The sequence below is a fragment of the Brevundimonas sp. genome (genome assembly GCF_046295595.1).
Classification (GTDB): domain Bacteria; phylum Pseudomonadota; class Alphaproteobacteria; order Caulobacterales; family Caulobacteraceae; genus Brevundimonas.
In genome coordinates this window covers 196,138-215,788 of sequence record NZ_JBKBMX010000003.1, presented here as the reverse complement: position 1 = coordinate 215,788, position 19,651 = coordinate 196,138, and the positions used below count along the sequence as shown (strand labels likewise).

The following is a 19,651-nucleotide window of genomic DNA, read 5'->3' as shown; positions in this document are numbered from 1 at the left end:
CACGTTAAGAAGGCTCGCTAAAGATGGCCCGCTCCTCCTGGAAAGGCCCGTTTGTCGACGGGTATCTGCTCAAGAAGGCCGACGCCGTCTCGACGTCGGGCCGCAAGGACGTGATCAAGACGTGGTCGCGCCGCTCCACCATCCTGCCGCAGTTCGTCGGTCTGACGTTCGGCGTCCACAACGGCCAGAAGCATGTGCCGGTGTCGGTCTCCGAAGAAATGGTCGGCATGAAGCTCGGCGAGTTCGCCCCGACCCGGTCGTTCCCCGGGCACGCGGCGGACAAGAAGGCCAAAAGGAAATAACTGATGGCCCAGACCAAAAACCCCCGTCGGGTCGCCCCGACCGAAGCCCGCGCCAAGCTGGTGAATGTCCGGATCAGCCCGCAAAAGCTGAACCTGGTCGCCCAGTCGATCCGCGGCCTGCCGGTGCAAAAAGCGCTGAACGAGCTGGAATTCAGCCGCAAGCGCATCGCCACCGACGTTCGCAAGGTCCTGTATTCGGCCGTTTCCAACGCCGAGAACAACCACAACCTCGACATCGACAATCTGGTCGTTGCTGAGGCCTTCGTGGGCAAGAACCTGGTGATGAAGCGTTTCGCGAGCCGCGCTCGTGGCCGCTCGTCGCGTATCCTGAAACCTTTCGCGGAGATCACCATCGTGGTCCGCGAAGCCGGTGAGGCCGCCTGATGGGTCAGAAAGTCAATCCGATCGGTCTGCGCCTCGGCGTCAACCGTACGTGGGACAGCCGCTGGTTCGCCGGCGGCGCGGACTACGCCAAGCTGCTGCACCAGGACCTCAAGCTGCGCACGTGGCTGAAAGAGCGCCTGAACGCCGCCGGCGTGTCGCGCATCATCATCGAGCGTCCGCACAAGAAGTGCCGCGTGACGATCTACGCCGCCCGTCCGGGCGTCGTGATCGGCAAGAAGGGCGCCGACATCGAAAAGCTGCGCAAGGACATCGCGGCCCAGACCGAAGGCGAGGTTCACCTGAACATCGTCGAGGTCCGCAAGCCCGAGACCGACGCCCAGTTGATCGCCGAGAACATCGCCCAGCAGCTGGAACGCCGTATCGCCTTCCGCCGCGCCATGAAGCGCGCGATGCAGTCCGCCATGCGCCTCGGCGCCAAGGGCGTCCGCATCAATGTTTCGGGACGCCTCGGCGGCGCGGAAATCGCGCGGATGGAATGGTATCGCGAAGGCCGTGTGCCGCTGCACACCCTGCGCGCCGACATCGACTACGGCTTCATCCAGGCCAAGACGACCTACGGCATCATCGGTGTCAAAGTGTGGGTCTTCAAGGGCGAGGTGCTCGAGCACGATCCGATGGCGCAGGACAAGCGCTGGGCCCAGGAAGCTGCCGGCCCGTCGTCCAACGAAGGCCGTGAACGCGGCGGCCCCCGCGGCGATCGCGGTCCGCGTCGCGACCGGGGACGTGAGAGCTAAATCATGCTGCAACCGAAAAAGACCAAATACCGCAAGGCCTTCAAGGGCCGGATCCATGGCTCCGCCAAGGGCGGCTTCTCGCTGAACTTCGGCTCCTACGGGCTGAAGACGGTCGAGCCGGAACGCATCACCGCGCGTCAGATCGAGGCGGCCCGCCGCGCGATCACCCGCCAGATGAAGCGTCAGGGCCGCGTCTGGATCCGCGTCTTCCCCGACCTGCCCGTCACGGGCAAGCCGGCCGAAGTCCGGATGGGCAAGGGCAAGGGCGCCGTGGACCACTGGGCGGCGCGCTGCCACCCGGGCCGGATCCTGTTTGAAATCGACGGCGTGCCGGACGACATCGCCCGTGAGGCCCTGCGTCTTGGCGCCGCCAAGCTGCCGGTTCGCACCAAGGTGGTCACCCGCCTCGACGCCGGCGTCTCGCATGTGGAGCACGTTGGCGCATGACCAAGATCGCCGATCTCCGGGCCCAGACGCCCGACCAGCTGTCCGACGAGCTGCTGAAGCTCAAGAAGGAACAGTTCAACCTGCGCTTCCAGGCCGCCACCGGCCAGATGGAAAAGACCCATCGGGTCTCGGAAGTGCGCAAGGACATCGCCCGTATTTCCACGCTTCTGCGTGCGAACCGCGCGGCGGGTTAAGGAGACACCGATGCCGAAACGTATTCTCGAAGGCGTGGTCGTCTCCGACAAGGGCGACAAGACCATCGTGGTCAAGGTGGAGCGCACCCTGCTTCACCCCGTCCTGAAAAAGACCGTCCGCCTGTCCAAGAAGTATCACGCTCACGACGAAGCCAACGCCCACAAGGTCGGCGATCTGGCCCGCATCGTCGAGTGCGCCCCGAAGTCCAAGCTGAAGCGTTGGGAAGTTCTTTCCACCGCCTCGGCCTCGTAACCAGAAGGATCGGATCCCATGATCCAGATGCAAACTAACCTGGAGGTAGCCGATAATTCGGGTGCTCGCCGGGTCATGTGCATCAAGGTGTTGGGCGGCTCCAAGCGCCGCTACGCCTCGGTGGGCGACACGATCGTCGCTTCCGTCAAGGAAGCCATTCCCCGCGGCCGCGTGAAGAAGGGCGACGTCGTGCGCGCCATCGTCGTGCGCACCGCCAAGGACATCATGCGCAAGGACGGCTCTGTCATTCGCTTCGACAAGTCGGCCGCCGTCATCGTCAACAAGCAGAACGAGCCCGTCGGCACGCGGATCTTCGGCCCGGTTCCCCGCGAACTGCGCGCCAAGAACCACATGAAGATCATCTCGCTGGCTCCGGAGGTCCTGTAGTCATGGCCGCCAAGATCAAAACTGGCGACAACGTCGTCATCCTGACCGGCAAGGACAAGGGTCGTACGGGCAAGGTCACGAAAGTGCTCCCGTCCGCGAACCGCGTGCTGGTGCAGGGCATCAACATGGTCCAGCGCCACACCCGCCCGACCCAGGCCGACCCCCAGGGCGGCATCAAGAACAAGGAAGCGTCGCTTCACCTGTCGAACGTCGCGATCGCCGACGCCAACGGCAAGGCGACCCGCGTCGGCTTCAAGATCGACGGGGACAAGAAGGTCCGCTTCGCCAAGACGACGGGAGACGTCATCTGATGGCCGACACCAAATACACGCCTCGTCTGAAGGACGAGTACCAGGCCCGCATCCGCGCCGTGATGACCGAGAAATTCGGTTACACCAACCCGATGCAGGTGCCCAAGCTGGACAAGATCGTCCTCAACATGGGCATCGGCGAAGCCGTGGCTGACACCAAGAAGGCCACCGCGGCCCTCAAGGATCTGGCCGCGATCGCCGGTCAGAAGCCGGTCGCCACCAAGGCCCGCAACTCCATCGCCGGCTTCAAGCTGCGCGAGGGCATGGTCATCGGCGGCAAGGTCACGCTGCGCGGCGACCAGATGTATGAGTTCCTCGACCGGTTCATCACCATCGCGCTGCCGCGGGTGAAGGACTTCCGGGGCCTCAAGGGCACCAGCTTCGATGGTCGCGGCAACTACGCCACCGGTCTGAAGGAACACATCGTGTTCCCCGAGATCAACTACGACCAGATCGATCAGATGTGGGGCATGGACATCATCGTCTGCACCACGGCCAAGACCGATGAGGAGGCCAAGGCTCTCCTCACCGAGTTCAAGTTCCCGTTCGTGAACTGAGCGGGAAGGGATAGAGCACAATGGCTAAGAAGAGCGCCGTGAACCGCAACGAGATGGTGAAAGCCCTCGTCGCGAAATACGCCGACAAGCGGGCCGCCCTGAAGGCGACCGCCAACAACGAATCCCTGCCGCTTGAGGAACGCTTCGAAGCGCGCCTGAAGCTGGCGGAGCTGCCGCGTAACTCGGCCGCCAACCGGATTCGCAACCGCTGCGAGGTTACGGGCCGTCCGCGCGCCTATTACCGCAAGCTCAAGATGAGCCGGATCGCCCTGCGTGAACTCGGCAACCTGGGTCAGATCCCGGGCCTGACCAAGTCCAGCTGGTAAGGGGAGCGACAGACATGATGATCAACGATCCCCTGAGCGACATGATCGCCCGCATCCGGAACGCCGCCATGCGCAAGCGTTCCAAGGTGCTCACCCCGGCTTCCCGCCTGCGCCAGCGCGTCCTCGACGTGCTGCAGGACGAAGGCTACATCCGCGGCTATTCGCTGGTTCAGAACCCCGGTGAATTCCCGCAGTTCGAGATCGAGCTCAAATACTTCGACGGCCAGCCGGTCATCGCCGAGATCGCCCGCGTGTCCAAGCCGGGCCGCCGCGTCTACTCCGCGATCTCCGATCTGAAGCCGATCAAGAACGGCCTCGGCATCTCGATCCTCTCCACGTCCAAGGGCGTCATGTCGGACACCGCGGCTCGCGAAGCCAAGGTGGGCGGCGAAGTCCTCTGCAGGGTCTACTAAGATGTCCCGTATCGGAAAACGCACCATCGAGATTCCGAAAGGCGTGACTGTCACGCTCGACGGCCAGACCGTCTCGGTGAAGGGTCCCAAGGGCGAACGCTCGTGGACCGTCGCGGAAGAGATCGAAGTCACCCAGGGTGACGACGGCCTGAACCTGGCGATCCGTGAGGACAACCAGCGTTCGCGAGCCATGTGGGGCCTCTCGCGCACCCTCGTCGACAACATGGTCGTCGGCGTCACCACCGGCTTTGAAAAGAGCCTGGACCTGGTCGGCGTCGGTTACCGCGCCGCGATGAAGGGCAACGCCCTGTCGCTGCAGCTCGGCTTCTCGCACGACGTCGACATCCAGCCGCCGGCCGGGGTCACCTTCACGGTGCCCAAGCAGACGGAAATCAAGATCTCCGGCGCCGACAAGCAGGCCGTCGGTCAGATCGCCGCCGTCATTCGCAAGCTGCGTCCGCCGGAGCCCTACAAGGGCAAGGGCGTGCGCTACACGGGCGAAAAGGTCCGGCGCAAGGAAGGCAAGAAGAAGTAGGTCATGGCAACCACGCTCAAACAGAACGCCAAGCGCCGCTCGGAACGCACTCGCCGCCGCCTGAAGGCTGTGGCCAACGGCCGCCTGCGCCTCTCGGTCCACCGTTCGGACAAGAACATCTCGGCCCAGATCATCGACGACGTCCAGGGCGTCACGGTGGCCTCCGCCTCTTCGCTGGAAGGCGAAAAGGGCAAGAAGGCCAAGGGTTCGGACACCGCGGCCGCGGCCGCGATCGGCAAGCTGATCGCCGAACGCGCCATCGAGAAGGGCGTCAAGGACGTCGTCTTCGACCGCGGCGGCTACATCTATCACGGACGGGTGAAGGCGCTGGCGGAAGCCGCGCGTGAAGCCGGCCTGAATTTCTAAGGGACGCGACAGATGGCGCAAACACCCCAACGCGGCGGCGGCGGCAATGATCGCAACCGTCGTGACAACCGCAACGCTCCCGTCGACGGTCCGGATTCGGACATCGTCGAGAAGCTGGTGCACATCAACCGCGTCGCCGCGACCGTCAAAGGCGGCCGCCGGTTCTCGTTCGCGGCCCTGATGGTCGTCGGCGACGGCAAGGGCCGCGTCGGCTTCGGTCACGGCAAGGCGCGCGAAGTGCCGGAAGCCATCCGCAAGGCGACCGAAGAAGCCAAGAAGACGATGATCAAGGTTCCGCTGCGCGAGAACCGCACCCTGCACCACGACGGCTCGGGCCGTTGGGGCGCCGGCAAGATCATGATGCGCGCCGCCCCTCCCGGGACCGGCGTCATCGCGGGCGGTCCGATGCGCGCCGTGCTCGAAACCCTCGGCGTCCAGGACGTCGTCGGCAAGTCGACCGGTTCGTCGAACCCCTACAACATGATCCGCGCCACGTTCGAGGCCCTCAAGGTCCAGTCGTCGCCCCGTCAGGTCGCGTCCAAGCGCGGCAAGAAGGTCGCCGATCTGATGGGCCGTCGCAATGACGGCGCCTCGGCTCCGGAAGCGGCGCCTGAAGCGCAGGAAGCCTGACCATGGCCAAGACCGAATCCAAAGCCACCGTCACGGTCCGCCAGACCGGCAGCCCGATCCGTCGCAAGTCGGACCAGCGCGCCACCCTGATGGGCCTGGGTCTCAACCGCATGGGCCGCGAGTCCACGCTGGAAGACACCCCCTCGGTTCGCGGCATGATCGCCAAGGTCGCGCACCTGACCGAGATCGTCGAAAAGTAAGCGTACACAGATCTCCCTCCCCCTCGGGGGAGGGATGTCGTCGTTTACGACGACAGGGTGGGGGCGGCTCGGCGAGCGGCCCTCATTTGCTATTTCGGAGGCGGTTTGCTTATAAGCGCCCCCACCCGGCGGCTACGCCGCCACCCTCCCCGAACGGGGAGGGAGACCATTACAGCCGAGTCCGCTCCCTGAGCGGGCGCTAGCACCCGAAAGGATCAGGCACATGAAACTGAACGAAATTCGCGACAACGAAGGCGCCCACAAGAAGCGCATGCGCGTCGGCCGCGGCCCGGGCTCGGGCAAGGGCAAGACCGCCGGTCGCGGCGTCAAGGGTCAGAAGTCGCGTTCGGGCGTCGCCATCGGCGGCTTCGAAGGCGGCCAGATGCCGCTGTACATGCGGATGCCCAAGCGCGGCTTCAACAATCCGAACGCGCTGAAGCTGGCTGAAGTGAACCTGTGGCGCCTGCAGGACGCCATCGACGCCGGCAAGATCGACATCAAGAACGAGATCAAGGGCGACGCCCTGGTGACCGCCGGCGTGATCCGTCGCGTCAAGGACGGCGTCCGTCTGCTGGGCACCGGCGAGATCAAGGGCAAGCTGAACCTGGTCGTCTGGTCGGCCTCGGCCGGCGCCGTCAAGGCCGTCGAGGCCGCTGGCGGCACGATCGTCCAGGAGCGCATCGCCGCTGAAGCCAAGGCCGCCGCGCGCATCGAGAAGCGCAACGCCGCCAAGGGCAAGGCTCCGCCGGCCAAGGCCCCGCGTGGCGACGCCAACAAGATCTCGGCCCGTACGACCCGCACCGCGGCTCGCACTGCAAAATAAGCTTGAGGGGCGCTCTCGCTAAGAGGGTGCCCTTCGCCTATCTGGACGCTGGCGCCGGATTCACGTCCGATACGCCGCCTTCTGATCAGTCGGGGTGACGACACATGGCTTCGGCCGCCGAACAACTCGCAGCAAACATGAACATGGGCTCGTTCGCGAAAGCGACCGAGCTGCACAAGCGTCTGCTGTTCACTTTGCTGGCTCTGCTGGTTTACCGCGTCGGCACCTATGTGCCGATCCCGGGGATCAATTCCGACGCCTTCCTGCAGTTCTTCCAGGATCCGGACGGCCAGCGCGGCATCCTCGACATGTTCAACATGTTCTCGGGCGGGGCCGTCGAGCGGATGGCCGTCTTCGCCCTGAACGTCATGCCCTACATCTCGGCCTCGATCATCGTCCAGCTGATGGGCGCGGTCTATCCGCCGTGGGAGAAGCTGCGGAAAGAGGGCGGCGAAAGCGGCCGCAAGCAGCTGAACCAGTACACCCGCTATCTGACCGTCGTCCTTGCCCTGTTCCAGTCGACCGGCATCGCGATCGGGCTGAACGCCCAGCCCGGGCTGATCGACCAGCCGGGCCTGTTCTTCATCGTCTCGACCGTCACCGTCCTGACCGGCGGCACCATGTTCCTGATGTGGCTGGGCGAGCAGGTCACGGCGCGCGGCGTCGGCAACGGCATCTCGCTGATCATCTTCGCCGGCATCGTCGCTGTCCTGCCGGGCACCCTGGCCCGCATGTTCGGCATGGCCCAGCAGGGCCTGATGTCGCCCTTCGTCCTGCTGATGATCTCGGCCCTCGCCATCGGCGTGGTCGTGTTCATCGTCTTCATGGAGCGGGCCCAGCGCCGGCTGCTGATCCAGTATCCGAAACGCCAGGAAGGCAACCGGATGGCGGGGGGCGAGCGCTCGTTCCTGCCGCTGAAGGTCAACACCGCCGGCGTCATTCCGCCGATCTTCGCCTCGTCCCTGCTGATGCTGCCGACGACGGTGGCGCAGATGACCGCGAGCGCCGACCTGCCGGCCTGGCTGGACTGGCTGCCGGCCTTCACCGCCCAGATGCAGCACGGCCAGCCCATCTTCATGGTGTTCTACGGCGCGCTGATCATCTTCTTCACCTTCTTCTACACCTCGATCACCTTCAATCCCGAGGACACGGCCGAGAACCTGCGCAAATACGGCGGCTTCCTGCCGGGCATCCGTCCGGGCAAGCGCACGGCCGAGTATCTCGACTATGTCCTGACCCGCCTGACCACCATCGGCGCCATCTACATCACCGCCGTCTGTCTTGTGCCCGAGTTCATCGGCGCCCAGCTGGGCGGGGGCCTGCTGTTCGGCGGCACCTCGATCCTGATCGTCGTCTCGGTCACCATGGACACGGTGGCCCAGATCCAGTCGCAACTTCTGGCGCACCAGTACGAAGGCCTGATCAAAAAGGCCAAGCTGCGCGGCCGGGGCGGCCAGACCCGCGGCAAGGGCGTCACCGCCCCTGCGCGGCGCTGAAGTTGTTGGTGGGCTATCGCGCTTCGCGCTACTTGAGCCCAAGGCCCGGGGAGGGGCGTCGATGAACCTGATCCTGTTCGGCCCGCCCGCGGCGGGCAAGGGGACCCAGGCCAAGCGGCTGGTGGAAACCCGCGGCATGGTCCAGCTGTCGACCGGCGACATGCTGCGTGCCGCCATCGCCTCCGGCTCGGAGCTCGGCCTCAAGGTCAAGGACGTGCTGGCCCGCGGCGACCTGGTCACCGACGAGATCGTCATCGCCCTGATCGAGGACCGGCTGGCTGAGTCCGAGGCCGCCGGCGGCGCCATCTTCGACGGCTTCCCCCGCACCGTGGCCCAGGCCGAGGCGCTGGACGCCATGCTGGCCCGGCGCGGCGCCAAGATCGACAGCGTCATCCGCCTCAAGGTCGACGACGCCGCCCTGACGGACCGCATCGCCAAGCGGTTCGCCGAACAGGCCCGGCCCGATGACAACCCCGAGACCTTCAAGGACCGGCTGGCGGTCTACAACCGCCAGACCGCGCCCCTGCTGCCCTATTACGCCGACAAGGGACTGCTGACCGAAATCGACGGCATGGGCGATATCGAGACCGTCTCGGCCGCCATCGACGCCGCCCTCGACGCCTGAACGAAAGCTGAGCGCTTTCCGTCCCGGCGCGTTCATGCCGTATGAGGCATATCCGACCGGTGGAAATCAGAACGCTGTTTACGCCTGACCGGCTGCGCAAGGCCGGCGCCTTCGCCGTGGTGCTGATCGCCCACGCCGGGGTGTTCGCCCTGATTGCGCGCACCGAGCCCGGCCCGCCGTTGGTGCTCCCGCCGGTGATCGAGGTCGAGCTGTTCCGCCCTTCGCCGCCACCGCCCCCCCCGCCGCCTCCCGAGGAACCCTCCGAGGATCCCGGGGGCGGGGCCCCGGCCGCCCCGTCGCGCATCCATGTCCCGCCGCCGCCGCGCGAGCCTATCCCGCCCGAAGTGCCCGCGCCCCGCGAGCAGGCCCCGGAGCCCACGCTTGTCGTCGGCGTCGCGCCCATCGCCTCGCCGACGCCCGGCATGGGTCAGGGCGGGCAGGGGACCGGAGCGGGCTCGGGCATCGGCGCTGGAGACGGCCCCGGTCGCGGGACGCGTACGGGCCCACAGAACCTGCGCCGTCCCGCCATGCAGGATCTGCGGCGCTACCATCCCCGGGAAGCGCTCGCTCGGGGCGTCACCGGCGTGGTCGAGTTGCGCTGCCGGATCGCCCGCGACAGTCGTCTGGAGCAATGCACCGTCCTGAGGGCGACCCCCGGCGGTCAGGGCTTCGCCGAGGCCGGTCTGGCGGCCGCCCGCGACCTGTACCGGTTCCGGCCGGCCACCCTGAATGGCGCCTATGACGACTCGGTCACCGTTACGGTCGTGCTGGAGTTCGGCCGGTCCTGACCCGGGCCAAACCGCGCCCCGGCCGTTGACGGGAACAGAATCCCCTGTATAAGGCGCGCTTCCGCGAAGGGCGTCGGCGCTCCTGGTCTGTTGACCGGAGCGTTTGTTGCGTCCGCACACGCGTATCTGGAGAGCTTCGTGGCCCGTATCGCTGGCGTCAACATCCCGACCAACAAGCGCGTCGAAATCGCGCTTCAGTACATTCATGGCATCGGCGCGCATGCGGCGAAGGACATCACGGCCAAGGTCGGGATTGAGCCCGCACGCCGCGTCAACCAGCTGACTGACGCGGAAGTGTTGCAGATTCGCGAGACGATCGACCGCGATCACACCGTCGAGGGCGATCTGCGTCGTGAGACGTCGATGAACATCAAGCGTCTGATGGACCTGGCCTGCTACCGCGGCCTGCGTCACCGCAAGGGCCTGCCGGTCCGCGGCCAGCGCACGCACACCAACGCCCGCACCCGCAAGGGTCCCGCCAAGCCGATCGCCGGCAAGAAGAAGTAAGACAGACACATGGCCAAGGAACCGGGTCGCGTAAAGAAGCGCGAGCGCAAGAACATCACCTCGGGCGTCGCCCACGTGAATGCGTCCTTCAACAACACCATGGTGACCATCACCGACGCCCAGGGGAACGCCATCTCCTGGTCCTCGGCCGGGCACATGGGCTTCAAGGGTTCGCGCAAATCGACCCCGTACGCCGCCCAGATGGCCGCCGAGGACGCGGCCAAGAAGGCCGGCGAACACGGCGTCAAGACGCTGGAAGTCAACGTCTCGGGTCCCGGCTCCGGCCGTGAGTCGGCCCTGCGCGCCCTGCAGGCCGCCGGCATGACCATCACCACCATCCGCGACGTCACGCCGATGCCGCACAACGGTTGCCGTCCGCCCAAGCGCCGCCGCGTCTAAGCGAGCCGACTGACTATTCTCCGCCGGTCCTGCCGCCCCTGACGAGGAGCGAGGGACCGGCGAACTCCGTTTCCCGAGGGACATCCATGATCGAACGTAACTGGCAAGAGCTGATCCGTCCCGAGAAGCCGCAGATCGAGGCCGGCTCCGACCCGCTGCGCAAGGCGCGCCTGGTCGCCGAGCCCCTCGAACGCGGTTTCGGCGTGACGCTCGGCAACGCCCTGCGCCGCGTTCTCCTGTCGTCGCTGCAAGGCGCCGCCGTGACCGCGATCCAGATCGACGGCGTCGTCCACGAATTCTCGTCGCTGGAAGGCGTGCGCGAAGACGTCGTCGACATCGTGCTGAACATCAAGCAGCTGGCGCTGCGCATGCACGCCGAGGGCCCCAAGCGCATGACCCTGCGCGCCACGGGCCCCGGCCCGGTGACCGCCGGCCAGATCGACGTCCCCTCGGACATCGAGGTGCTGAACCCCGACCATGTGATCTGCACGCTCGACGACGGCGCTTCGGTGCGGATGGAACTGACCGTCCAGAACGGCAAGGGCTATGTCGCCTCCGAGCTGAACCGTCCGGAAGACGCGCCGATCGGCCTGATCGCCGTCGACGCCCTGTATTCGCCGGTCAAGCGCGTCGCCTACCGTGTCGAGCCGACCCGTCAGGGCCAGTCGCTGGATTATGACAAGCTGATCCTCGAGGTCGAGACCAACGGCGCCGTCTCGCCGGTTGACGCGGTGGCCTACGCCTCGCGCATCCTGCAGGACCAGCTGCAGATCTTCATCACCTTCGACGAGCCGAAGAAGGCCGTGGAACAGGCGGACGGCAAGCCCGACCTGCCGTTCAACCCGGCCCTGCTGAAGAAGGTCGACGAACTCGAGCTGTCGGTCCGTTCGGCCAACTGCCTGAAGAACGACAACATCGTCTACATCGGCGACCTGATCCAGAAGACCGAGGGCGAGATGCTTCGCACCCCGAACTTCGGCCGCAAGTCGCTGAACGAGATCAAGGAAGTGCTGGCGACCATGGGGCTCAGCCTCGGCATGGATGTGCCCAACTGGCCGCCGGAAAACATCGAAGACCTGGCCAAGAAGTTCGACGACCAGATCTAGTTTCAACCCTCCGCCCCAGGCCGTCACGGCTGACGGAGCGGTTAGAATGAGAGAACCCCAGGTCCGCTGTCGTGGAAACCAGGGTGAGTAGGAGAGACCCCGATGCGCCACGGCGCCGCCTATCGCAAGCTCGGCCGTACGGCCAGCCACCGGACCGCGATGTTCGCCAATATGGCGGCCTCGTTGATCAAGCACGAGCAGATCACGACCACCCTCCCCAAGGCGAAGGAACTGCGTCCCTTCGTCGAGAAGCTGGTCACGCTCGCCAAGAAGGGCGACCTGCACGCGCGTCGTCAGGCCATCAGCCACGTCCGTGACGTGCCGCAGGTGGGCAAGCTGTTCGAGACGATCGGCCCGCGCTACGCCGACCGTAACGGCGGCTACATCCGCATCATGAAGGCCGGCTACCGCCACGGCGACAACGCCGCCATGGCCGTGATCGAGTTCGTCGACCGCGACGTCGACGCCAAGGGCCAGGACTCGGGTCCGGTCTATGAAATCGAGGGCGACGAAGAGGCGTAAGCCTTCTTCGTTGGGGCTTCGAAGGGGCGGCTGGAGCGATCCGGCCGCCCTTTTTCGTTTCGGAGATGCGGATGGACGGGGAAACGACGGTGCTGGGCGGACGGGCCGTTTTCCTCTGTCCTGCAGAGGGGCCTCCGATCGCCGCCGAGGTGGACGCCGTAAATCTGATCGGCGGGCTGTGGGGCAAGGAGGTCGACTGGCTGGTCCTGCCGACGGCCCGGCTGGGTGAAGGCTTCCTGCGCCTGCGGACCGGCCTGGCCGGGGCGGTCATCCAGAAATTCGTCACCTATCGGGTCCGGTTGGCGATCGTCGGCGACATCTCGGCGGCGGTTGCGTCCAGCGAGGCCCTGCGGGATTTCGTCCGCGAGTCCAACGCCGGCGACCGGGTCTGGTTCGTGCCTGATCTGCCGACCCTCGAAGCCCGGCTCCAGGCCCGCTGAGCCCGAGAGACGGCATGTCGCAAATCGCCCCTGTCCAGATCGTCGACTACCAGCCGCGCCATGGGTCGGCTTGGGCGAGGCTGAACGAGGCCTGGCTGGCCGAGGGCGGCTTCGTGGTCGAGGAGAAGGACCGCAAGGTCATTGACGATCCGCAGGGCGCCATACTGGATCCGGGCGGACGCATCTTCATGGCGGAACGGGCAGGGGAGGCCATTGGCTGCTGCGCCCTGATGGCGATGGACGACGGCGGCTATGAGGTGGCCAAGATGACCGTGTCGCCGGCCGCGCGCGGCCTCGGACTCGGCCGCCGGTTGCTCGAGGCCTGCGAGGCCGCGGCCCGGTCGGCCGGAGCCCCGCGCCTGTATCTGGAGACCAGCAGCACCTTGAAGCCGGCCGGCGCCCTCTACCGCCGCTTCGGCTTCGTTGACCTGCCGCCCCGGCCCAGCCCCTACGCCCGGGCCGACGTGTGGATGGAGAAACGACTCTAGCCGAAGGCCTCGTACAGCACGGCCAACCAGATCAGGATGGCGCACAGGCCATAGGCGAGCCGGTCCCACAGGGTGCGGCGCGGCGGGGGCGGGGGTTTGTCGAACAGCGGCATCGGCCAGTTTGAAGCCGATTTGAAGCCTGGCCGAAATCGATTAAACCGTCTGACGTTGTGAGCTGAGGTCACATGTCGCGCCCGCCGCCGTCGCCGCCGCTGAACGCCCTGCGCGCCTTCGAGGCTTTCGCCCGCCTTGGCGGCATGACCGCCGCCGCCGCCGAACTGTGCGTCACCCACGGAGCCGTCAGCCGTCAGGTCCGCGCCCTGCAGGAGGCGCTGGGCACGCCGCTGGTGACCGGTCCGCGGCACCGACTGGCTCTGACGCCTGCCGGAGCAGAGCTGGCGGCCCGGCTGTCGACGGGGTTCGCCGTGATCAACGACGCGGTCGCGGCGGCGCGGCCCGGCGATCATCGCGAGATCGAGATCTCCTGCCTCGGCACCCTGGCGCTGAAATGGCTGATCCCGCGGCTGGGGACCTTCCTCGCCGCCCATCCCGAGGTCCGCGTCCGGCTGTCGGAATCGTACGCGCCGGTCGACTTCGCCCGCGATCGGTTCAGCGGCGCCATCCGCATCCTCAATCCGGGAACAGAGACGCCCGGCGCCGAGGTGACGCCCTTCCTGCCGCAGTATCAGGGCGCGGTGGCCGCGCCGCATGTGACGCCGCCGGGGCAGTCGCTGGACGCCTTCGCCGCCCTGCCCAGGCTGCACGCCGCCACCTTCCCTGAGAGCTGGCGGGTGTGGAGCGACCTGACCGACGTCGCCCTGCCGCCGGCGCGGGTCGAGCGCGAGTTCGCGCACAATCACTCGATGATCGAGGCCGCGGCGGCCGGCATGGGCGTGGCCATCGCGCCGTGGGCCTTCGTGGCGCCGGATATCGCCGCGGGCCGGCTGGTGGCGCCGTTCGGTTTCGCGCTGCGGCCCTCGCAGTTCGCCTTCCTGCGCCCGGCCGGGCGCAAGGACGCCGCGATCGACGCCTTCCGCGACTGGCTGGTGGCCGAGGGAGCTGTCAGCCCGCCGCCTATTCCTTCGACAGATCCTGGCGTTTGAACCAGAAGATCGACAGGGCCAGCGGAACCAGTGTCCACAGGGTGAAGCCGATCAGCGAACGCCAGACCGTGGCGTCGGTCAGCGGCGCCTCCAGCGGCCCCGGCGCGACCGCCGCCTTCAGCGTGTCATAGGCGAGGCCGGGCAGCACCAACTGCGGCGCCCACATCTGCGGCTCCCAGCCGATCAGCGGCATGAACTGCCCCAGCATCTGCTGGCCGAACCCGAGGGCCCAGGGGACGAACAGGGCCGCCAGCAAGGAGCGGGTCATCACCGCCGTCAGGAGGCCGACCATGGCGAACTGGATGATGCGGATCCACGACAGCAGCCAGACCACGGCGAAGCCGCCGAGTTGGGCCAATGTGTAGCTGAAGGTCAGCGGCCGCTCATAGACCACGGCCTGGGCGATGAAGAAGACGAAGGTCGCCACCAGGAAGGCGACCATGGCCGCCAGCGCCAGCAGTTTGAACACCCCGACCTTGCCCAGGAGCAGGGCGACGCGGCCGTTGCGCGGTGTGATGAGACGCCAGGTCTCCCAGCGGTAGTCGCCGGCGTACAGCGTGGCCGCGGCGATCAGCATGAAGACGAGGATCAGCCCATTGGCGCCGGCGCCCGCGCCCATGCTCAGGGCGTCGCCCAGATTGACGGCGGCGGACTCGACGGGGACGGTCAGGCCGGCGGTCGCCGCGGCCTCCTCGCCCTTGGCCTTGCTGATCAGGTGGAAGCCGGTCCCGCCGACGGCGAACAGCAGGGGCGTCAGCAGCACGCTGAGAAACACCAGCGTCCGGTTCTTCGACAGGCGGAAGCCTTCGGCGCGAACGGCGTCAACCAGCATGGATCGTCTCCGGCGTCTGCACGGCGCCCGTCTCGGTGAAGAAGATGCTTTCCAGATCGGCGCCGACCCAGCGGGCCTCGTTGATCTCGACCCCGGCCTCGACCAGGGCGCGGATCAGGGCCGGTCCTTCGGGGCGTTTGACGTCGGCCAGAACGGCGTCGCCCTCCAGCGCGCCCCGGGCCCCGAGAACCGCCAGCGCCGGGGCGGTCGAGACGACCGACAGACGCAGCCGCTCGCCGACCGCGGTCAGCTCGTTGACCGAGCCCTCGCGGACCAGACGACCCTTGTTGAGGATGGCGACGCGGTCGCAGATGCGCTGCACCTCCAGCAACTGGTGGCTGGCCAGCACGACGGTGACGCCGTCGTCGTCGGCCAGGCTGCGGACCAGGGCCCGCATGTCCTGGATGCCGGGCGGGTCCATGCCGCTGGTCGGTTCGTCGAGGATGATCAGCTCCGGCTTGCTGAGCAGGGCGGCGGCGACGCCGAGGCGCTGCATCATGCCGACCGAGAAGCCGCGCACCCGGCGGTCCGCCGCCTCGGTCAATCCGACCCGCTCCAGCCAGTAGGGGATGTCGCTCTCGCCGCCGACGCCATGCGCCAGCGCCAGCCAGCGCAGCACCTGTCGCGCGGTCAGATAGGGCGGATAGCGCGGCGTTTCGATCATCGAGCCCATGCGGCGCATGGCCGCCACGTCGCCGACGCCGCCGCCCATCACGCTGGCGGTGCCGTTCGAGGCGCGGATCAGGCCCAGCAGGATGCGGAATAAAGTCGATTTGCCGGCCCCGTTGGGCCCCAGCACGCCATAAACCCCGCCGCGCGGGATGGACAGGTCCAGCCCGTCGAGGGCGCGCACGGCCCCGTAGGTCTTGGTCAGCCCCACGACCTGGATAACGGGCGTATCGATAACAGCGGTCATGGCCTCAGGTTGAGCGTGCGTCGCGCCCCGGCGCAAGACGGCATGGCATTACCCTTTTGCAACATGAGAAGTCGGGGGTCCGGAACGTGAGCAAATCGTAACCGTTTGAACCAGCCCGCGCCTTGATCGTGTCCAAAAATCGGAGCGAACTCGGTGTACAACGCCTTCATGACCCCCCGGATGATAATGAAGACCAGCAGCCTCGCGATCACTCTCGCCCTGTCGCTCGCCGCCTGCGGCCAGCCCAGCGACACCAGGGCCCAGGACGGCGTCTTCGCCGACAACCGGACCGTGCCGGGCGACGCCCTGTCGATGAAGGCCAGCTTCGCCCCCGTGGTGCGCGAGGCCGCGCCGGCCGTGGTCAACATCTCCGCCCGCGGCGTGCAGCAGGTCCGCGATCCCTTCTGGGGCATCCCGGGCCAGCGTCAGACCGGCTCGGTCGGCTCCGGCGTCATCGTCCGCCCGGACGGGGTGGTGGTGACCAACAACCACGTCATCGAGGGCATGCAGGAAATCCGCGTCACCCTGAACGACCGCCGCGAGTTCTCGGCCCGTGTGGTGCTGGCCGACGCCCGCTCCGACATCGCCGTGCTGCAGCTGGAAAATGTCGGGGAGAGCCTGCCGACGCTGAACATCGACGACCGCGAGGAACAGCAGATCGGCGATCTGGTGCTGGCCATCGGCAATCCGTTCGGCGTCGGCCAGACGGTCACCAACGGCATCATCTCGGCCCTGAACCGGACCGAGACGGGCATCAGCGACAGCGGCTCCTTCATCCAGACGGACGCGGCCATCAACCCGGGCAATTCGGGCGGGGCGCTGGTGGACATGGACGGCGATCTGATCGGCATCAATACCGCGATCTTCTCGCGCTCGGGCTCGTCGTCCGGAGTCGGGTTCGCCGTGCCGGCGACGCTGGTGAAGCGGGTGGTGGACTCAGCCGTCGGCGGCGCCACCGCCGTGGTCCGGCCGTGGCTGGGCGTTAAGGGCGAGACGGTCAGCGCCGACATCGCCCGCAGCCTCGGCCTCGAGCGGCCGCAAGGTCTGGTGGTTACGGAAGTCTACGCCGGCGGCCCGGCGGCCCGCGCCGGCCTGCGCGAGGGCGACGTGATCACCGCCATCGACGGCGCCGAGGTCAACGACCAGGGCGGGCTGAATTTCCGCGTTGGAACGCGCGAGCCGAACGCCGACGTGGCCGTCGCCGTCCTCCGCGATGGCCGAACCCAGACCCTCACCGCCCGGGTGCAGCGCCTGCCGGGCGATGCCGATGTCGACAAGGCCGCGGTCATCCAGTCCGGGGTCCTGTCGGGCGCCCAGGTGCTGGCCCTCAATCCGGCCCTGGCCGACAGTCTCGGCGGCGATCCGTTCGCCACCGGCGTGATCGTCGGGCGCGTGCAACGCGGCAGCTACGCCCATCGGGCCGGGGTGCAGGGGGGCGACGTCCTTCTGACCGTCAACGGCCGCCCCGTGACCGCCGTGTCGCAGCTGGCCGACGTTGCGCGCGGGTCCGAGGTCGTCCTTGAGCGTCGCGGCCGGCGCATCAGCGGCGTGATCCGTTGACCCTGGGGTTCGCTAAGGCGCCTTGATCGGCGCGCCGATCGACCAGCTGTGGCCGAAGGGGTCCTTCAGCTGGCCATAGCGGTCGCCCCAGAACTGGTCGGCCATCGGCATGGTCGGGATGGCCCCGGCCAGCAGGGCTCGCGTCCACCATTCGTCGGCGTCGTCGACCTGCAGGTGCAGGGTGACGCCCGTGGGCACGATATCCTGGTCTCCGCCATACTCGGGAAATTCGTCGTGCAGCATGACGCTGGCGCCATTGATCCGCAGATGGGCGTGGATCAGTCGCTCGCCGTCCTCGGCCGGCTTCTGGTCGAGCACGCGCGCGCCGAAGGCGCGGGTGTAGAATTCCAGCGCCGCCTGGCCGCCGCGTGACGGGATCACCAGATGCGGCGTGACGCCCGAAGTCGGGCCCTGGACGTTTTGATCTTCGGCCATCGGCGTCTCCTTTGCGGCAGGCCGATACTAACGCGTGAAACCGCCGCCGGTAACGCCTATCTCTGAGCGCACATGACCGATCTGTTCGAAGCCTCCGGCATCCATCCTCCCGACGCACCGCTCGCTGACCGCCTGCGCCCGCGCACGCTGGAGGAGGTCGTGGGGCAGGATCACCTGCTCGGGGAGGGCGGTCCGATCCGCCGCATGGTCGAGGCCGGGCGGCTTGGTTCGATGATCCTGTGGGGCCCGCCGGGCACCGGCAAGACCACCATCGCCCGCCTGCTGGCCCAGGCCGCCGGCTATCAGTTCCAGCAGATAAGTGCGGTCTTCTCGGGCGTCGCCGACCTGAAGAAGGCGTTCGAGGCCGCCCGCATGCGCCGCGCCGCGGGCCAGTCGACCCTGCTGTTCGTCGACGAGATTCACCGCTTCAACCGCGCCCAGCAGGACGGCTTCCTGCCGTTCGTGGAGGAGGGGGTGATCACACTCGTCGGGGCCACGACCGAAAACCCCTCGTTCGAACTGAACGGCGCCCTGCTGTCCCGCTCGCAGGTCTATGTCCTCAAGCGCCTCGACGACGCCGCCCTCGATCAACTGTTGATTCGGGCCGAGACCCAAGAGGGCAAGACCCTGCCCCTGACGCCCGAGGCGCGTCACGCGCTCACGGCCCTGGCCGACGGCGACGGCCGCTACCTGCTGACCATGTCCGAGGTGCTGTTCGACCTGACCTCGACCGAACCGCTCGACGTCCAGGCCCTCGCCGGCATCCTGCAGAAGCGCGCGCCGGCTTACGACAAGAGTCGAGAAGAGCACTATAACCTCATATCCGCGCTGCATAAAGCGGTTCGCGGATCGGACCCGGATGCGGCCCTGTACTGGCTGGCGAGGATGCTGAACGGCGGCGAGGATCCCCTGTATCTGGCCCGCCGCATCGTCCGCATGGCGGTCGAGGACATCGGCGAGGCCGACCCCCTGTCGCTGCTGGTCGCCAATGCGGCCAAGGATACCTACGACTTCCTCGGCTCCCCGGAGGGCGAGCTTGCCCTCGCCCAGGCCGTGGTCCACCTCGCCACCGCGCCCAAGTCGGTCGGCGTCTACGAAGCCTTCAAGGCGGCGAAGCGGGCGGCGGCCGAGACCGGCTCGCTGATGCCGCCCGCCCACATCCGCAACGCCCCGACCAAACTGATGAAGTCGCTCGGCTACGGCAAGGGCTACCAGTACGACCCCGACACGCCGGAGGGCTTCTCCGGCGCGAACTTCTTCCCCGACGAGATGGAGCGCCGCGTCTTCTACGCCCCGAAGGGCGAGGGGCACGAGGCCAAGGTCAAGGAGCGGCTCGACCGCTGGGCGGCGCTCAGGGCGCGGATGTCCGACGACGGCGCGTCAGGGTAACCGTTGCCGTAACGTCGGTTTCGGCTCATCTTCCGCCCCTCGGAAATTCCTTGGGAGGGGACTGGGAGGGGACAATGACCGACACCATGAAGATGACACCTCGACGCCCTGGCGCCTATGGGCCGTGGGCGGCGTAAGCCCGCTGTGGAATGGCTTTGGCGC

At 67.3% G+C, this 19,651-nt stretch carries 30 protein-coding genes and 1 pseudogene; 28 read left to right on the top strand and 3 right to left on the bottom strand.

Annotated elements, in window-relative coordinates:
• Window positions 1-23: 23 nt before the first annotated feature.
• The 26 genes and pseudogenes from rpsS (at window position 24) to ACK4JY_RS03480 (ending at window position 14,357) form a co-directional block, all read left to right on the top strand.
• The gene (gene rpsS, locus ACK4JY_RS03605; RefSeq protein ID WP_183251169.1) at window positions 24-302 is read left to right on the top strand and encodes a 30S ribosomal protein S19; all 279 of its coding nucleotides are present in this window, start codon (window positions 24-26) and stop codon (window positions 300-302) included.
• Window positions 303-305: 3 nt separating this feature from the next.
• The gene (gene rplV / locus ACK4JY_RS03600) at window positions 306-686 is read left to right on the top strand and encodes a 50S ribosomal protein L22 (protein WP_056450358.1); all 381 of its coding nucleotides are present in this window, start codon (window positions 306-308) and stop codon (window positions 684-686) included.
• Window positions 686-1,441, top strand: a complete 756-nt coding sequence (rpsC, locus tag ACK4JY_RS03595; protein ID WP_409602884.1) for a 30S ribosomal protein S3 — start codon at window positions 686-688, stop codon at window positions 1,439-1,441. Before rplV ends, rpsC begins: the two co-directional genes overlap by 1 nt.
• Before the next feature lie 3 nt (window positions 1,442-1,444).
• A complete protein-coding gene (gene rplP, locus ACK4JY_RS03590) occupies window positions 1,445-1,888 on the top strand; it encodes a 50S ribosomal protein L16 (protein WP_324811736.1) in 444 nt (147 codons plus the stop codon).
• Entirely contained in the window at window positions 1,885-2,082 is a 198-nt protein-coding gene (gene rpmC / locus ACK4JY_RS03585) for a 50S ribosomal protein L29 (protein WP_055832148.1), read from the top strand. Before rplP ends, rpmC begins: the two co-directional genes overlap by 4 nt.
• A gap of 10 nt (window positions 2,083-2,092) precedes the next feature.
• Window positions 2,093-2,335, top strand: coding sequence for a 30S ribosomal protein S17 (rpsQ, locus tag ACK4JY_RS03580; RefSeq protein ID WP_409602881.1), 243 nt, complete (start codon window positions 2,093-2,095; stop codon window positions 2,333-2,335).
• Window positions 2,336-2,353: 18 nt separating this feature from the next.
• Window positions 2,354-2,722, top strand: a complete 369-nt coding sequence (gene rplN, locus ACK4JY_RS03575) for a 50S ribosomal protein L14 (RefSeq protein WP_055832151.1) — start codon at window positions 2,354-2,356, stop codon at window positions 2,720-2,722.
• A 2-nt stretch (window positions 2,723-2,724) separates the two neighbouring features.
• On the top strand, window positions 2,725-3,033 hold the full coding sequence (gene rplX, locus ACK4JY_RS03570; RefSeq protein WP_409602879.1) for a 50S ribosomal protein L24: 309 nt from the start codon (window positions 2,725-2,727) through the stop codon (window positions 3,031-3,033).
• A complete protein-coding gene (gene rplE / locus ACK4JY_RS03565) occupies window positions 3,033-3,590 on the top strand; it encodes a 50S ribosomal protein L5 (protein ID WP_409602877.1) in 558 nt (185 codons plus the stop codon). The genes rplX and rplE overlap by 1 nt, the downstream gene beginning before the upstream one ends.
• A 20-nt stretch (window positions 3,591-3,610) precedes the next feature.
• Window positions 3,611-3,916: a 30S ribosomal protein S14 gene (gene rpsN / locus ACK4JY_RS03560; protein WP_168049147.1), complete on the top strand. Its 306-nt coding sequence runs from the start codon at window positions 3,611-3,613 to the stop codon at window positions 3,914-3,916.
• Window positions 3,917-3,930: 14 nt separating this feature from the next.
• Complete coding sequence (rpsH, locus tag ACK4JY_RS03555) at window positions 3,931-4,329, top strand: 30S ribosomal protein S8 (protein WP_168049145.1); 399 nt, start codon at window positions 3,931-3,933, stop codon at window positions 4,327-4,329.
• 1 nt (window position 4,330) lies between these two features.
• A complete protein-coding gene (gene rplF / locus ACK4JY_RS03550; protein WP_409602874.1) occupies window positions 4,331-4,864 on the top strand; it encodes a 50S ribosomal protein L6 in 534 nt (177 codons plus the stop codon).
• A 3-nt stretch (window positions 4,865-4,867) separates the two neighbouring features.
• Window positions 4,868-5,230 carry a 50S ribosomal protein L18 gene (rplR, locus tag ACK4JY_RS03545; protein ID WP_409602872.1) on the top strand — a complete coding sequence of 121 codons (363 nt, stop codon included), beginning with the start codon at window positions 4,868-4,870 and terminating at the stop codon, window positions 5,228-5,230.
• A gap of 12 nt (window positions 5,231-5,242) precedes the next feature.
• Window positions 5,243-5,860 carry a 30S ribosomal protein S5 gene (gene rpsE / locus ACK4JY_RS03540; protein ID WP_409602870.1) on the top strand — a complete coding sequence of 206 codons (618 nt, stop codon included), beginning with the start codon at window positions 5,243-5,245 and terminating at the stop codon, window positions 5,858-5,860.
• A gap of 2 nt (window positions 5,861-5,862) precedes the next feature.
• Window positions 5,863-6,060 (top strand): 50S ribosomal protein L30, encoded by a 198-nt coding sequence (rpmD, locus tag ACK4JY_RS03535; protein WP_056615260.1) that lies wholly within the window; start codon window positions 5,863-5,865, stop codon window positions 6,058-6,060.
• Window positions 6,061-6,283: 223 nt separating this feature from the next.
• Window positions 6,284-6,724, top strand: a pseudogene (gene rplO, locus ACK4JY_RS03530) (50S ribosomal protein L15); the annotation flags it as partial.
• Window positions 6,725-6,987: 263 nt separating this feature from the next.
• The gene (gene secY / locus ACK4JY_RS03525) at window positions 6,988-8,379 is read left to right on the top strand and encodes a preprotein translocase subunit SecY (RefSeq protein ID WP_409602868.1); all 1,392 of its coding nucleotides are present in this window, start codon (window positions 6,988-6,990) and stop codon (window positions 8,377-8,379) included.
• Window positions 8,380-8,440: 61 nt separating this feature from the next.
• Window positions 8,441-9,004, top strand: coding sequence for an adenylate kinase (locus ACK4JY_RS03520; RefSeq protein WP_409602866.1), 564 nt, complete (start codon window positions 8,441-8,443; stop codon window positions 9,002-9,004).
• 59 nt (window positions 9,005-9,063) lie between these two features.
• Window positions 9,064-9,792 (top strand): energy transducer TonB, encoded by a 729-nt coding sequence (locus tag ACK4JY_RS03515; RefSeq protein ID WP_409602864.1) that lies wholly within the window; start codon window positions 9,064-9,066, stop codon window positions 9,790-9,792.
• A 138-nt stretch (window positions 9,793-9,930) separates the two neighbouring features.
• Complete coding sequence (gene rpsM / locus ACK4JY_RS03510) at window positions 9,931-10,299, top strand: 30S ribosomal protein S13 (protein WP_292096020.1); 369 nt, start codon at window positions 9,931-9,933, stop codon at window positions 10,297-10,299.
• Window positions 10,300-10,308: 9 nt separating this feature from the next.
• Window positions 10,309-10,698: a 30S ribosomal protein S11 gene (gene rpsK, locus ACK4JY_RS03505; RefSeq protein WP_122468702.1), complete on the top strand. Its 390-nt coding sequence runs from the start codon at window positions 10,309-10,311 to the stop codon at window positions 10,696-10,698.
• 86 nt (window positions 10,699-10,784) lie between these two features.
• Entirely contained in the window at window positions 10,785-11,804 is a 1,020-nt protein-coding gene (locus tag ACK4JY_RS03500; protein WP_409602861.1) for a DNA-directed RNA polymerase subunit alpha, read from the top strand.
• 102 nt (window positions 11,805-11,906) lie between these two features.
• Window positions 11,907-12,326, top strand: coding sequence for a 50S ribosomal protein L17 (gene rplQ, locus ACK4JY_RS03495; protein ID WP_300292383.1), 420 nt, complete (start codon window positions 11,907-11,909; stop codon window positions 12,324-12,326).
• A gap of 71 nt (window positions 12,327-12,397) precedes the next feature.
• Window positions 12,398-12,766 carry a DUF4180 domain-containing protein gene (locus tag ACK4JY_RS03490; protein WP_409602859.1) on the top strand — a complete coding sequence of 123 codons (369 nt, stop codon included), beginning with the start codon at window positions 12,398-12,400 and terminating at the stop codon, window positions 12,764-12,766.
• 14 nt (window positions 12,767-12,780) lie between these two features.
• Window positions 12,781-13,254 carry a GNAT family N-acetyltransferase gene (locus ACK4JY_RS03485; RefSeq protein ID WP_409602857.1) on the top strand — a complete coding sequence of 158 codons (474 nt, stop codon included), beginning with the start codon at window positions 12,781-12,783 and terminating at the stop codon, window positions 13,252-13,254.
• Between the two features lie 185 nt (window positions 13,255-13,439).
• Window positions 13,440-14,357 (top strand): LysR substrate-binding domain-containing protein, encoded by a 918-nt coding sequence (locus tag ACK4JY_RS03480; RefSeq protein ID WP_409602855.1) that lies wholly within the window; start codon window positions 13,440-13,442, stop codon window positions 14,355-14,357.
• On the opposite strand, the gene ACK4JY_RS03475 is transcribed toward ACK4JY_RS03480, so the two are convergent.
• Together ACK4JY_RS03475 and ACK4JY_RS03470 are read right to left on the bottom strand one after the other, a co-directional pair.
• Window positions 14,329-15,189 carry a hypothetical protein gene (locus ACK4JY_RS03475; RefSeq protein WP_409602853.1) on the bottom strand — a complete coding sequence of 287 codons (861 nt, stop codon included), beginning with the start codon at window positions 15,187-15,189 and terminating at the stop codon, window positions 14,329-14,331. The two genes, ACK4JY_RS03480 and ACK4JY_RS03475, sit on opposite strands and share 29 nt — an antisense overlap.
• Complete coding sequence (locus ACK4JY_RS03470; protein WP_409602851.1) at window positions 15,179-16,105, bottom strand: ABC transporter ATP-binding protein; 927 nt, start codon at window positions 16,103-16,105, stop codon at window positions 15,179-15,181. Before ACK4JY_RS03470 ends, ACK4JY_RS03475 begins: the two co-directional genes overlap by 11 nt.
• Before the next feature lie 186 nt (window positions 16,106-16,291).
• Here ACK4JY_RS03470 and ACK4JY_RS03465 point away from each other — a divergent pair, with 186 nt between their 5' ends.
• Window positions 16,292-17,665, top strand: a complete 1,374-nt coding sequence (locus ACK4JY_RS03465) for a trypsin-like peptidase domain-containing protein (RefSeq protein ID WP_409602900.1) — start codon at window positions 16,292-16,294, stop codon at window positions 17,663-17,665.
• 12 nt (window positions 17,666-17,677) lie between these two features.
• Here the strand turns inward: ACK4JY_RS03465 and ACK4JY_RS03460 are convergent, their stop codons facing one another.
• The gene (locus ACK4JY_RS03460) at window positions 17,678-18,100 is read right to left on the bottom strand and encodes a VOC family protein (RefSeq protein ID WP_409602849.1); all 423 of its coding nucleotides are present in this window, start codon (window positions 18,098-18,100) and stop codon (window positions 17,678-17,680) included.
• A 72-nt stretch (window positions 18,101-18,172) separates the two neighbouring features.
• On the opposite strand from ACK4JY_RS03460, the gene ACK4JY_RS03455 reads away from it, so the two are divergent.
• The gene (locus tag ACK4JY_RS03455; RefSeq protein ID WP_409602847.1) at window positions 18,173-19,489 is read left to right on the top strand and encodes a replication-associated recombination protein A; all 1,317 of its coding nucleotides are present in this window, start codon (window positions 18,173-18,175) and stop codon (window positions 19,487-19,489) included.
• Window positions 19,490-19,651 lie beyond the last annotated feature (162 nt).

Excerpts from the sequence above, each read along its gene's own strand:
- rplR (WP_409602872.1), top strand. The coding sequence starts at position 4,868 with ATGGCAACCACGCTCAAACAGAACGCCAAGCGCCGCTCGGAACGCACT.
- rpsK (WP_122468702.1), top strand. The coding sequence starts at position 10,309 with ATGGCCAAGGAACCGGGTCGCGTAAAGAAGCGCGAGCGCAAGAACATC.
- rplF (WP_409602874.1), top strand. The coding sequence starts at position 4,331 with ATGTCCCGTATCGGAAAACGCACCATCGAGATTCCGAAAGGCGTGACT.
- rpsC (WP_409602884.1), top strand. The coding sequence starts at position 686 with ATGGGTCAGAAAGTCAATCCGATCGGTCTGCGCCTCGGCGTCAACCGT.
- secY (WP_409602868.1), top strand. The coding sequence starts at position 6,988 with ATGGCTTCGGCCGCCGAACAACTCGCAGCAAACATGAACATGGGCTCG.
- rplP (WP_324811736.1), top strand. The coding sequence starts at position 1,445 with ATGCTGCAACCGAAAAAGACCAAATACCGCAAGGCCTTCAAGGGCCGG.
- rpmC (WP_055832148.1), top strand. The coding sequence starts at position 1,885 with ATGACCAAGATCGCCGATCTCCGGGCCCAGACGCCCGACCAGCTGTCC.
- rpsH (WP_168049145.1), top strand. The coding sequence starts at position 3,931 with ATGATGATCAACGATCCCCTGAGCGACATGATCGCCCGCATCCGGAAC.
- ACK4JY_RS03470 (WP_409602851.1), bottom strand. The coding sequence starts at position 16,105 with ATGACCGCTGTTATCGATACGCCCGTTATCCAGGTCGTGGGGCTGACC.
- ACK4JY_RS03480 (WP_409602855.1), top strand. The coding sequence starts at position 13,440 with ATGTCGCGCCCGCCGCCGTCGCCGCCGCTGAACGCCCTGCGCGCCTTC.
- ACK4JY_RS03460 (WP_409602849.1), bottom strand. The coding sequence starts at position 18,100 with ATGGCCGAAGATCAAAACGTCCAGGGCCCGACTTCGGGCGTCACGCCG.
- rplV (WP_056450358.1), top strand. The coding sequence starts at position 306 with ATGGCCCAGACCAAAAACCCCCGTCGGGTCGCCCCGACCGAAGCCCGC.
- rpsE (WP_409602870.1), top strand. The coding sequence starts at position 5,243 with ATGGCGCAAACACCCCAACGCGGCGGCGGCGGCAATGATCGCAACCGT.
- rplX (WP_409602879.1), top strand. The coding sequence starts at position 2,725 with ATGGCCGCCAAGATCAAAACTGGCGACAACGTCGTCATCCTGACCGGC.
- ACK4JY_RS03520 (WP_409602866.1), top strand. The coding sequence starts at position 8,441 with ATGAACCTGATCCTGTTCGGCCCGCCCGCGGCGGGCAAGGGGACCCAG.
- rpsS (WP_183251169.1), top strand. The coding sequence starts at position 24 with ATGGCCCGCTCCTCCTGGAAAGGCCCGTTTGTCGACGGGTATCTGCTC.
- ACK4JY_RS03500 (WP_409602861.1), top strand. The coding sequence starts at position 10,785 with ATGATCGAACGTAACTGGCAAGAGCTGATCCGTCCCGAGAAGCCGCAG.
- rplN (WP_055832151.1), top strand. The coding sequence starts at position 2,354 with ATGATCCAGATGCAAACTAACCTGGAGGTAGCCGATAATTCGGGTGCT.
- ACK4JY_RS03455 (WP_409602847.1), top strand. The coding sequence starts at position 18,173 with ATGACCGATCTGTTCGAAGCCTCCGGCATCCATCCTCCCGACGCACCG.
- ACK4JY_RS03490 (WP_409602859.1), top strand. The coding sequence starts at position 12,398 with ATGGACGGGGAAACGACGGTGCTGGGCGGACGGGCCGTTTTCCTCTGT.
- ACK4JY_RS03475 (WP_409602853.1), bottom strand. The coding sequence starts at position 15,189 with ATGCTGGTTGACGCCGTTCGCGCCGAAGGCTTCCGCCTGTCGAAGAAC.
- ACK4JY_RS03485 (WP_409602857.1), top strand. The coding sequence starts at position 12,781 with ATGTCGCAAATCGCCCCTGTCCAGATCGTCGACTACCAGCCGCGCCAT.
- rpsN (WP_168049147.1), top strand. The coding sequence starts at position 3,611 with ATGGCTAAGAAGAGCGCCGTGAACCGCAACGAGATGGTGAAAGCCCTC.
- rplQ (WP_300292383.1), top strand. The coding sequence starts at position 11,907 with ATGCGCCACGGCGCCGCCTATCGCAAGCTCGGCCGTACGGCCAGCCAC.
- rpsQ (WP_409602881.1), top strand. The coding sequence starts at position 2,093 with ATGCCGAAACGTATTCTCGAAGGCGTGGTCGTCTCCGACAAGGGCGAC.
- ACK4JY_RS03465 (WP_409602900.1), top strand. The coding sequence starts at position 16,292 with ATGAAGACCAGCAGCCTCGCGATCACTCTCGCCCTGTCGCTCGCCGCC.
- rpmD (WP_056615260.1), top strand. The coding sequence starts at position 5,863 with ATGGCCAAGACCGAATCCAAAGCCACCGTCACGGTCCGCCAGACCGGC.
- rplE (WP_409602877.1), top strand. The coding sequence starts at position 3,033 with ATGGCCGACACCAAATACACGCCTCGTCTGAAGGACGAGTACCAGGCC.